8 protein-coding genes are annotated in these 10,813 nt (G+C 68.3%); 5 read left to right on the plus strand and 3 right to left on the minus strand.

Translation table 11 applies throughout. From position 1 onward, the window contains the following. Window positions 1-9 precede the first annotated feature (9 nt). From CCR79_RS08160 to CCR79_RS08180, 5 genes are all read left to right on the plus strand, one after another. Entirely contained in the window at window positions 10-1,938 is a 1,929-nt protein-coding gene (locus tag CCR79_RS08160; protein ID WP_238635698.1) for a hypothetical protein, read from the plus strand. A 147-nt stretch (window positions 1,939-2,085) separates the two neighbouring features. Further along, a complete protein-coding gene (locus CCR79_RS08165) occupies window positions 2,086-3,315 on the plus strand; it encodes an SAM-dependent methyltransferase (RefSeq protein ID WP_201170700.1) in 1,230 nt (409 codons plus the stop codon). Between the two features lie 69 nt (window positions 3,316-3,384). Then, window positions 3,385-3,855, plus strand: a complete 471-nt coding sequence (locus tag CCR79_RS08170) for a Crp/Fnr family transcriptional regulator (protein WP_201170711.1) — start codon at window positions 3,385-3,387, stop codon at window positions 3,853-3,855. 173 nt (window positions 3,856-4,028) lie between these two features. Further along, entirely contained in the window at window positions 4,029-4,679 is a 651-nt protein-coding gene (locus CCR79_RS08175) for a DUF4870 domain-containing protein (protein WP_201170713.1), read from the plus strand. Window positions 4,680-4,867: 188 nt separating this feature from the next. Continuing rightward, window positions 4,868-6,394 (plus strand): XrtA system polysaccharide chain length determinant, encoded by a 1,527-nt coding sequence (locus CCR79_RS08180; protein ID WP_201170859.1) that lies wholly within the window; start codon window positions 4,868-4,870, stop codon window positions 6,392-6,394. Here the strand turns inward: CCR79_RS08180 and CCR79_RS08185 are convergent. From CCR79_RS08185 to CCR79_RS08195, 3 genes are read right to left on the minus strand one after another with little or no spacing between them, the layout of a single operon-like run. Next, window positions 6,351-7,613, minus strand: a complete 1,263-nt coding sequence (locus CCR79_RS08185) for a glycosyltransferase (RefSeq protein ID WP_345941488.1) — start codon at window positions 7,611-7,613, stop codon at window positions 6,351-6,353. The genes CCR79_RS08180 and CCR79_RS08185 overlap by 44 nt on opposite strands. A gap of 4 nt (window positions 7,614-7,617) precedes the next feature. Then, entirely contained in the window at window positions 7,618-8,865 is a 1,248-nt protein-coding gene (locus CCR79_RS08190) for a glycosyltransferase family 4 protein (RefSeq protein WP_207190334.1), read from the minus strand. Between the two features lie 43 nt (window positions 8,866-8,908). Beyond that, window positions 8,909-10,810 (minus strand): XrtA/PEP-CTERM system amidotransferase, encoded by a 1,902-nt coding sequence (locus CCR79_RS08195; RefSeq protein ID WP_201170719.1) that lies wholly within the window; start codon window positions 10,808-10,810, stop codon window positions 8,909-8,911. Window positions 10,811-10,813: the final 3 nt, after the last annotated feature.

A 10,813-nucleotide genomic window follows, 5' to 3' on the forward strand; every position in this document is an offset into this window, starting at 1 on the left:
GTCGCCCCGGTGTCGCTGCTGCGCTGGAAGAAAAAGCCGCCCGACGGTTCGTCAGCTGACGAGCAGCCTCGTGGCGTTTCGCTGGATCGGGAGGCCAATGAGCGCCTGGAGCAATGGTCCCGCGCCGTGCGCCGGGTGCGCATCTCCCGCTCGCTGCTCAGCCTGGCCTGGACCGCCGGCCCGGTCACCGGCCTGGGGCTGACCGGCGGCTACTGGGTCGCCTACGGTCATCCCCCCCACACCCAGCTGCTGATCTACTTCACGACCTTCACCATCCTCTCCGGCCTGATCGGCCTGCTGGCCAAGATCGTCTACGACAGCACCTGGGGGCCAGCCCAGGAACGCGCCCAGGCCGATGTATCCAGCACCATCGATCACCTCGGCGACCTGATCCTGGCCAGCCGGGATCTTCATGTGGCCGGCCTCAGCGGCCAGGCGCGCCGCAGCGAAGCAGCCCGCCAGCTCCTGCGCCGGGTTGACCTCTCACCGGCCGGGATCGGCCTGGCCTGCCAGGACCTCACCGGCGATCGCCAGCTCGGCGAGGTCCTCGCGCGTATTGAGAGCTACCGCCGCTCGGGCTTGTTCACCCGCATCCGGGACCTCAACGCCCAGCACGAGGAACTCTTCGATACCGCGTACCAGCAGATCCGGCCGGAGGCCCCACTGGCCGCCAGCGCCCTGCGCGAGCGCTTCCTCGGTGAAGTGCCCCAGCTGCGAGCCGGCATCGCGCGCAACGAGGCCTTTATCGAACGCGTACTGGCGGGTTTCGAGGAGGATAACCCGCTGCTGATCACCATGGGCGACGTGGAGGACATGCTCGGGTTGGCCTTCGAGCTGATCAACGGCCGCGAGATCCCCATCCTCACGTTCACCTACCGCGGGCGATGGCAGCTTGCCCGCGCCCTGGAGACCCTGGAGACCGCACGCAGCCGCTATCGCCTGGCCCAGGCCGCCAGCGACAACCGCATCCGCGCACTCGCCGCCTGGCTGATCGAGGCCGACGCCCTGCCCTACGAGCTGGTCCCCGAAGAGTTGCCTTCCAATAAACTGCTGGAACGCGTCATGGCCGCCATGGACGACCTGCAGATGCGCATCGACCGTCTGCAGGCCCTGGAGCAACGCCGGGCCCTGGACCGGGCCAGCCGCGAGCGCCTGGCACGCACCGCGGACACCCTGGGCACGGCGCTGTCGCTGTACCGCTCGGCCCGAGAGGCCCTGGTCACCCTAGGCACTGCCCACGCGGAACTGCTTAAGGCCACCGAGCGCTGGAACGACCTTGCCGGAACCCTGCCCGGGGATCCGCAGCGACTGCGCACCAGCCGGGGGGGCCGGGGCCTGCGCATCGTCGAGCGGACGGTCGCCCTGGACGAAGACGCCCGGCAGACCGTCTGCCAGCAGATCATGCGTCACCTGCGCGACGAAGGGCTGGAGTGGTTGCGCAGCGACGCGCAGCCCCGCCGCCCCCGCGAGCAGGTGCGCGATCTGACCCCCCACCGAGCCCGGCACCTGGCCGTTGAGACCGCGCTGGCCCTGGAACCGCACATCCAGCTCTCCCGGCCCGAGGTCCAACGCGGCCTGGGGGCCACCAACGCGAGCTACCTTGGCGGCCTCGAGCCGGGCATGAGCGCCCGGGAGAAACGCGACCTCGGCGAGGCGATGGCCGCCAGCGTCGAAGAGGACCTGAGCCGCTCCGCTGAGCAGCTGGCACTTGCCCTGGTCCGCCACTACCACGTGGAACTCACCGAGGACGGGAGGCGGTTCCTGACCGAGACCTACGGCGCCCGCGAGCGGGTTCTGGCGACCATCTCCCGCGGGCAACAGCTCAGCGAGCAGGCCAGCCAGGTGAGCCTGCTCAGCCGCCGCCCGACGCCGGTGCCGCTGCCCCGGCGCGACTGGTACCGCAGCCTCGTCCGCGCCCGACGCGCACTGCGCCGCTAGGCGCGGCGATACGGCGCACGGGGGTGCGCGCCTGCGTCCCGGCCACCCCCTGCAACACCCTTGGATTCCTGAGCCAAACTGGGAGGAGTGCCGTGTGTCCGGCCTCCGGAACCGGGTCGCCCAGACAGACATCATGGAGTCGTGTCGATGAAATGGGTAGAACAACGACTTGGTCGACGAATCCGTCGCGGGACCCTGGAGCTGCGCTATGACGACGGAGAGCAGTGCGCCTACGGGGACGGCGGCCCGCCGCACGGGGTGATGCACATCCACCGCCGGCGCACCCTGCGGCGCATCGCCCTCGATCCGGAGTTCATGCTCGGCCAGACCTACATGGACGGCGACTGGAGCCCCGGTGAAGGCGGGCTGCTCGGCGTCCTCGAGGTGCTGCTGAACAACTTCCCGCCACCACGCGCCCGCGGCGTCAAGGCCTGGCTGCTGTGGGCCGCGCGCCCGCTGCAACAGTGGAACCGGGCGGCCGCGGCGCGGCGGAACATCGCCTCCCATTACGACCTGGACGACTGGCTGTTCCAGAACTTCCTGGACGCCGATATGCACTACTCCTGCGCCTACTTCGAGGATCCGGACATGGACCTCGAGTCGGCGCAGCGCGCCAAGGCCGCCCACATCCGCCGCAAGCTGTGCCTGCGGCCCGGCGACCGCGTGCTCGATATCGGCTGTGGCTGGGGTTCGATGGCGATCCACCTGGCCCGCCATGAACAGGTCGAAGTGGTGGGCCTAACCCTGTCGAGCGAGCAGCAGCGCCTGGCGCAGGAACGCGTCCGGCAGGCGGGCGTGGCCGACCGCGTCGAGATCCGGCTGCAGGACTACCGCGACGTGACCGGACCGTTCGAGCGCATCGTCAGTGTCGGCATGTTCGAGCACGTGGGGGTGCCCTTCTACGACACCTACTTCGACACCATCCGCCGACTGCTCACCGAAGACGGTGTGGCACTGGTCCACAGCATCGGGCGCTTCAATCCGCCCGGCGTGACCAACCCATGGATCCGGCGTTACATCTTCCCCGGCGGCTATATCCCGGCCACCTCCGAGGTCATGAGTTCGGTGGAGCGCGTGGGCATTCGCACCACGGACATCGAGGTCCTCCGGCTGCACTACGCCTACACCCTGGCCAACTGGCAGGCACGCTTCCAGCGCATCCGCGGACGCGTGGCCGCTGCCAAGAGTGAGTCGTTCTGCCGCATGTGGGAATTCTACCTGGCGGTCAGCGAAGCCGCCTTCCGCTGGCGCGGCATGATGGTCCTGCAGCTGCAGCTGGCGCGGCAGCAAGACGCAGTGCCTTTGACACGCGATTACCTTTACAGTGGGGAGCGCGAAGAGCGCCGATGGCCGGAGCCATCGCGGATTGCAAGCTGAGCCGTTCCCGTCGATCGGCCGGGCGCGGGGCCGGCGGCGGCGGACCATCCGCCCCAGGAGGCACGCACCATGCCCGCAACGATTGCCAACATCCTGTCCGATCAGGAGTTCTTCGAGGGGCTGGAGCGCGCCCACGTGGAGTTCCTGGCCGAATGCGCCAGCCCTCGCACCCTGGAGCGGGATGAGGTGCTGTTCCGCCACGGCGACGCCGCGCGCGCCTTCTACCTGATCCGCTCCGGTGATGTCGTGCTCGAGGTCCCGGCGATCAGCGGGCCCACGCTGGAGGTCCAGCACCTGGGGGCCGATCAGATCCTTGGCTGGTCCTGGCTGATTCCCCCGTACCGCTGGAATTTCAACGCCCGCGCCGAGGATAAAACCGAATTGCTGGAGTTCGACGGCGCTGCAATCATAGCGCGCTGCGAGGCGGATCCGGCTTTCGGATATCAGATTCTGAAACGCTTTTCGGCGCTGATGTCGAAACGATTGGATGTGGCAAGAGAGCGCATGATGGATCAGTGGAACCCCCCGGGTTTCGCCTAACATCCTGTTGCACAAAGGCAACCGATGGGCCGCGCGCAATGGTGGTTACCCGCGGGAATCAACAGGGGGCGGCCCGGAACTGCGGTTTGCGGAGGTTATCGCTCCTCGGTATTGTAACGACGGGCCGGGGGTATGATTCGCCCTGATCGGGCTTTTTCATGGAGGTGTCCAGAATGAGCGAGGACATGAACGACAAATCGACCAAGAAAACCTCGGAAACGAGCACCAAGAGCAGCACCACCAAATCCACGGGTAGCACGGCCAAGGCCGGCACCACCAAGTCCGAGAGCGCCAAGTCCGAAGCTGCCAAGTCCGGCACGGTGGAGACCGCTGCCGAGCAGGGCAGTGCCGGCAAGGGCACGAGCAGCACTGCCAGCAGCAAGGCGAGCAGCTCCGCCTCGACCACCAGCAGCTCCACAACGGCGAGCTCGGCGGCTTCCGATTCCGGCAAGAGCAGCAGCGATAGCGCCGAGGCCTTCCTCGGCAACTCCGGGCTGCCGCGCCACTTCGCAGCCGGCCTCTCCTACGTCGGCGGTCCCGTTACGGGGGCGATCTTCCTGCTGCTCGATCGCGCGGACCCGTTCGTGCGCTTCCATGCCGCACAGTCCCTGGCGATCTCCGCGGTCATCGCCGTGGTCTGGATCTGCGTGGCGATCCTCAACGCCGCCTTCGCCGGCATGCCCCTGGTGTTCTGGGTGGGTCTGATCGGCCTGCTGTTCATGGCCTTCAACGCCTTCCAGAGCAAGGATTGGGAGGTGCCAGTGCTCGGTGAGTACTCGCAGAAGCTCTCCGACAAGGCCTCCCCCGGGGACGAGGACAAGTAACGCGTCCTCTCTCGAGGGAACCAGTCACCTTCCGCCGGCTACCAGCCGGCGGAAGGTTGATCGCCTTCCTGATTTTGGCCTCCCCCATTTCGGGTACGGAGGCTATACTCCCCTATTGAGGCGGTTGCGGGAACCGCCGCGACTCGGCCCGCAGGCCGAGGTCCGACGTGGGGGAGCAGGCCGTGGGGCTGGAGCAGCTTTATAAGGACATCATTCAGTACCTGCGCGCGATCTGGCATCGCCGCTGGTGGATCATTCCGTTCGCCTGGGTCATCTGCCTGGGCGGCTGGGCTTACATCCACACCCTCCCCGACGTCTACCAGTCCTCCAGCCGCGTCTACGTCAACACGCAGTCCGTGCTCGACCCGCTGCTGCGCGGCATGACCGTCCGCCCGGACACCGATCAGCGCATGCGGATGATGTCCGCAACCCTGCTGAGCAACGACAACCTCCGCGAGATCGCCCGGCAGTCGGACCTGGATGTCCTCCTCGGCCAGGACAACGAGCAGGCCCTGATCAACACGCTGCGAGGTGGCATCCAGCTGCGCAGCCAGGGGCGTGGCAACATCTACACCATCTCCTTCGCGCACCGGGATCCGGAGGTCGCCTACCGGGTGGTGCGCGAGACCTCCAACCTCTTCATGGAGCGAGGACTCGGCGACTCCCGCACCGACCTGCTCAGCTCCCAGAACTTCATCGAGCGGCAATTGGCGCGCTACGCCCAGTTGCTGCGCGACAAGGAAGAGGAGATCGAGGCCTTCAAGCGGGAGCACGTGGCCCTGCTCAGGGTCGGCGGGGACTACTACGCACGCCTGCAGCGGGCCCGGGAGGCGCTGGAGCAGACCCGCCTGGAGCGTGAGGAGCACCTGCGCCGGGTGGAGACTCTGAAGGCGCGTCTGGACGAGGGGCGCAGTTCCCTGCCACCCGAGAGCACTTTCAGCGACCCCCGCCTGGATGAACGGATCAGCCGCCTGCAATCGCAACTGGATGAGATGCGCCGGCACTTCACCGACTCGCATCCGGACGTCGTGCAGACGCGGCGTATCCTCGAGGACCTGGAGGAGGAGCGGCGCAACAACGTCGAGCTCGCCATGAGCGAGGGCGGCCTGGAGCTCTCCGGCGTCGACAACCCACTGCGCCTGGCCCTGGCCGAGGCCGAGAGCCGGGCCGCCGCCATGGACACCCGGGTACGGGAACACGAGCGCCGCGTGGCCAATCTTGAGGCCTTAGTGGACGAGGTGCCCGCCATCGAATCCCGGTTCGCCTCCTTGGAAAGGGATCGAGAGGTCCTTCAACAGAGCTACCGGCAACTGCTCAGTACTCGGGAACGCGCGGTGCTCACCGGCACGGTGGAGACCGAGACCGCGGCGGTGGATTTCCGGGTCCTGGAGCCACCGCAACGGCCCAACAGCCCCGCGGCCCCGGACCGCCCCCTGCTGGCCAGTGGCGTACTCCTGCTCGGGCTCGGCGCTGGTACCGGCGTCGCCTTCCTGATCTCGCAGATCCGCGGGACGGTGGCCGCCCCGGCGCAACTGGCCGGGCTCACCGGACGACCGGTGCTCGGGGTGGTCAGTCGCGTCCGCACCCCGACCCGATACCGCCGTCAGCGCCGGGAGATCACCGTCTTCACCCTGGCACTTATCGGACTGATGATCGCGTTCTTCGGTGCCCTCAGCCTCTACAGCGGGGGTGGGTTGGGCGGGCTGATCGGCTAGTCGCGGCCTGCTGCAGCCGCGCCACCAGCACCGGGATGCGCTCGGCCCAGCTGTTCCGCCGGGCATATGCCAGGATCGCCGCATGATCCCACTCCCGGCTCAGCGCATCGAGGATGGCCCGACGCAGGGCCGGGCCATCCCCGAACGGTACCAACCGGCCCAGGGTGTCGCTGGAAACGACCTCGCGATTGCCACCTACATCGGTGGCGACCGTCGGGAGGCCGCAGGCGAAGGCTTCCAGAAAGACGTTCGCCCACCCTTCGAAACGGGTCGGCAGGACGAACAGATCGGCCGCCGAATAACAGTAACGAAGCCGCTCAGGCGGGACCGGACCCGTGAACACCACCCGGTCGGCTACCCCTTTTTTCTCGGCCAGCGCCCGCAGACGGCGCTCATCGTTGCCGTCCGGGCTCCCCCCGCCGACGGCCAGATAGTAAAGATCCGGTTGCTCCTGGAGCATCTGCGGCAGCTGCTCGATGACCCGGTGGAAACCCTTGCGCTCGTTGAGCGTCCCCACCGTGATCAGCACCCGGGCATCGGCCGGGATACCCAGCGCCTGACGGCAAGCCCGCCGGTCCTCCGGATAAAAGAGATCGAGGTTGATCCCGTTCGGCACCACCTCCACCGGGACGCGATCGGGCTCCATGGCCAGGGCAACCTGGCGCAGCGAGTCGGAGACCGAGAAGACCCGGGCCGCCCCGCGCAGCGCTCGGCGGGCCTGATAGCGCGCCAGCCGGGTGCGCGAGATACGCAGGATGGTCCCGCGCAACGTAATGGTGTAGGGGCAACCGAGCCACCGCGCCGCCAGCCACGCCGCCACGCCATCGGGGTAGACAAAATGCGCATCGATCAGATCCAGCTGCCCGGCGCGACGGAGCCGCCGCAGGGTCGGCAGGACCCCGAGCGCCTGGAACAGCCCGTCCAGGCTCTTGCCCACCCCGGGGATGCAGAGAAAGCGGGGGTGTTGGATGTCGATCCCCTCGCGCTGCTCGTGGCGCGGCACCCGGGGCCGGAACCAGGGCCGCCAGTAGCGGATCAGTCCCTCCCCGGGGAACCAGGGCACCGGCGCCACCACCACCAGGGGCAGGTGCCGGGCAACACGGGCCATGCGCTCCTGGACGAAGACGCCGAAGGTCGGCTGCGCCGCGTTGGGGTAGACCCGGGTGAGCACGACAACCCGCGGGCCCGCACCCCCATCCGAGCCGGAAGGCTCCTGCACAGACCTAGGCCCCCGCCACGACATGCCGCTGATTCCCGTCGTCCACCGCCTCCAGGACCCGGCGTGCGTTATCGACCCACCGATATCCCCCCTGCTCGATGCGCGCCGCAGCGCCCTCGCCCAGCGAGTGCCGCGCCTCGGCATCATCAAGCAGCTCCGCCAGAACCGCCCCTAACGCCTCCCAGTCCCGCGGCGGGAACAGACGACCACTGGCGCCCTCCTCGATCACCTCGCGGATATTGGGCCGATCCGGTGCCACCACAGCCCGTCCGATGGCCAGGTACTCGAAGAGCTTGATGGGGGAAGCGTAGCTGGTCACATCCGGCTGCACGGCGATATCGAGCGCCGCCAGGTGCGCCGGGACCTCCTCCTGAGCCACCGGCCCGGTAAAGATCACCGCCTTTTCGATCCCCAGGGCCCGGGCCTGACGCCGCAATGCGGGGACCGCCGGCCCGTCGCCGACAATCAGCACCCGCTCGGCAGCCCCGCCCCGCAGGCGATCGGCCATGGCCGTGAGCAGACCATCCACCCCGTGCCAGGGCCGCACCCAGCCAACAAACCCCACCACCCGGCACCCTTCCAGGCCATACCGGCTGCGCACGGCCGAGCCATCCACCGCTGGATGGAACCGCCGGCTATCGACCCCGTTGGGCATAACCAGCAGTTTCTCCCGCGGGACCCCGCGGTCGGCGAAGATCTCCGCCATCGAATGGCTGACCACCACGGTCCGGGTCGCCTCGCGACAGAGCCAGTCCTCCATCCGCTGCGCCGGGCCGCGCAGCACAAGATCGCCGTGCTCCTGCAACTCCAGGCTCAGCGGGGCGTTGACCTCGAGCACCAGCGGGCGCCGGATCCACCGGGCCACCAGTAAACCCGCGCAAGAGAAGAGCGCGTAACGCTCATAGATCAGATCCGGGCGTCGGGGCAGGCAACGCAGGAGCAGCATGAGCGCTGCCGGCACGTTGTAGGCCAGGGCGAGCACCTCATAGAGCCAATGGGGGATCCGCCGACCGGCCAGCGTCGGGGTGCCCTCGGCGTCCTCGACGCCCGACGTCGCCCCCCCAGTCGCCTGCCCCGACGCGCTCGCCACCGGCCGACTGTCGCTGGCCCGCCGACGGCGGGCGGGACCGGGCTCGACCACGTCGACCCGGTGCCCGAGGGCGCGGAAGGCCTCGATGAGGGCTTGGATGTGGATGCCCTGGGCATCCTCGGCCCGGGTGCGGTGGTGGTAGAGGATCCTCACACTCGACATTCCTTGTTGATTTCAGACCGTGTGCCCAACTGGCCTACATACCTCAGCGCTCCAGGGATCTGCGCAGGAAAGACTCGAACATCAGCAGCGCCCACAAGGGGCGGGCGTGGTTGCGCCGCCCCGACTGGTGCTCATCGAGCAGCGCCTGCAGGCGGTCGACATCAAAGAAGCCGCTATCGGCCAGCCGCTCGCCAAGGAGTGCCTGGCGCAAGGAATCCCGCAGCGGCCCGCGGAACCACTCCGCCACCGGCAGATCGAACCCCTGCTTGCGCCGGTAGAGGACTTCCCTGGGCAACCAATCCTCCACCGCCCGCTTGAGCAACCACTTGCCCTGCCCCTGGCGGATCTTACAGTCCGTCGGTAGCCCGCCGGCCCATTCCACCAAAGTGTGATCGAGCAAAGGCGCGCGGACCTCCAGGCCGTGGGCCATGCTCGCCCGATCCACCTTGGTCAGGATGTCACCGGGCAACCAGGTCTTTAGATCCAGGTACTGGACGAAGGCCACCGGATCGTGGCTCGGGGCGTCGGCGGCGTGCCGGCGCAGTACCTCCGCGGCGTGGTAGCCCTGCAGCTCGCCACGCAGTTGATCGGAGAACAGTTGTTGACGCTGCGCATCGTCCACCACCGCCACGCTGCGCAGATAGCCCGCCACCGGGTCTGCAGCCAGGGCCTCGAAGGTGGCCTTGGCCCGAAAGACCCGCGGCGCCCAGTCGGCCTTGGGATACCAGCGCGCCAACGGGGCGAAGAGCCCGCGGCGCAGCGAGCCCGGCAGCCGATCACGGATCTGCGCCTCGCGGGCGTACCCCCGGTACCGGCGGTATCCGGCCAGCACCTCGTCGCCGCCATCCCCGGAGAGCGCGACAGTAACGTGCTGCCGGGCCACCCGGCTGACCTCGTAGGTCGGCAGCGCCGAGGGATCGGCAAACGGCTCATCGAAGAGCAGCGCCAGCTCATCGAGGAGGTCAAAACGTTCCGGGCTGAGCTCGTAGAGGTGGTGGTTGAGCCCCAAATGAGTGGCCACGCTGCGGGCGTGATCCGCCTCGTTGTAGCGGGGATCCCCGAAGGCGATGGAGCAGGCGTCTACAGGCTGACCGCCGAGTTCACTCATCGAGGCGACCACGGCGGAGGAATCCACCCCACCGGAGAGGAAGGCACCCAGGGGGACCTCGGATTCGAGGCGCACGGACACCGCCTCGCGCAGCCGATCACGCATCTCCTCGACGGCCGACTCGGGACTCAGATCGGAGTCGCCAGTAAACCGCGGCGACCAGTAGCAGCGCGGCTGCGCCTGCCCTTCGCCCCTGCGGAACGTGAGCGTATGCCCCGGCGGCAGCTTACACACCGCCGCGAAGATACTCTGCGGATCCGGCACGTAGCCGTAGGCGAAGTAAGTCTCCACGGCAGATGCGTCGAGATCCCGCGGCAGATCGGGACAGGCGAGCAGCGCCTTGATCTCGGAGCCGAAGAGCACCCGCCCGTCGGCGAGCTCGGCGTAGCAAAGCGGCTTCTTGCCCAGTCGGTCACGCGCGAGGAAGAGCGTCTGCTCCCGACCATCCCAGACCGCCAGGCTGAACATGCCCCGGAAGTGCTCGACACACGCCTCCCCCCAGGCCTCCCAGGCGTGGACGATGACCTCGGTGTCACAGCGTGTGCGGAACTGGTGCCCCAGCCCCTGCAGTCGCTCGCGCAGGTAGGCGTGGTTGTAGATCTCGCCGTTGAAGACGGTCCAGACCCGACCGTCCTCGTTGGTCAGCGGCTGCTGGCCATCGGCCCGGTCGATGATCGACAGCCGCCGGTGCCCCAGAGCGATACCCGGCTCACAGTGCACCCCGGCGGCGTCGGGTCCCCGGTGGCTGAGGGTATCGGTCATGCGCCGGATCAGGGCCTCCTGCCCCGGATCTCCCCCGCCGCGACCACGATCCAGAATGCCGGCAATCCCACACACCGC

Origin of the sequence: Halorhodospira halophila, from assembly GCF_016653405.1 — a bacterium.
GTDB lineage: Bacteria > Pseudomonadota > Gammaproteobacteria > Nitrococcales > Halorhodospiraceae > Halorhodospira > Halorhodospira halophila_A.

Coding starts and splice junctions, on each gene's coding strand:
- CCR79_RS08165 (WP_201170700.1), top strand. CDS start 2,086: ATGAAATGGGTAGAACAACGACTTGGTCGACGAATCCGTCGCGGGACC.
- CCR79_RS08170 (WP_201170711.1), top strand. CDS start 3,385: ATGCCCGCAACGATTGCCAACATCCTGTCCGATCAGGAGTTCTTCGAG.
- CCR79_RS08175 (WP_201170713.1), top strand. CDS start 4,029: ATGAGCGAGGACATGAACGACAAATCGACCAAGAAAACCTCGGAAACG.
- CCR79_RS08190 (WP_207190334.1), bottom strand. CDS start 8,865: ATGTCGAGTGTGAGGATCCTCTACCACCACCGCACCCGGGCCGAGGAT.